Annotated in this window: 1 protein-coding gene; it reads left to right on the top strand. The window is 66.4% G+C overall.

Annotated features, from left to right (window positions below):
- On the top strand, positions 1-235 hold a 235-nt coding region (locus tag AC5ZG5_RS46670; protein ID WP_496165627.1), incomplete at both ends, for a DUF4082 domain-containing protein.

Below are 235 nucleotides of genomic sequence, written 5' to 3'. Positions count from 1 at the left end.
ACCTGTGGAGCTCGACCGGCACCAAGCTTGCCAGCGCCACCTTCACCAACACCACCGCAAGCGGCTGGCAGACCGTGACCTTGGCGACGCCGGTCTCGATCGCCGCCAACACCACCTATGTCGCGTCCTACCACACAAACGGCGCATATGTGGCGACCAGCAATTTCTTCACCAACGCCGTCTCGAGCGGCGCGCTGACGGCGCCCTCCTCCGCCTCGTCCGGCGGCAACGGGGT

The sequence above is a fragment of the Bradyrhizobium sp. Ses1 genome (genome assembly GCF_059512365.1).
The sequence above is the reverse complement of the archived record's forward strand: the minus strand, read 5'-3'. Positions and strand labels throughout refer to the sequence as shown.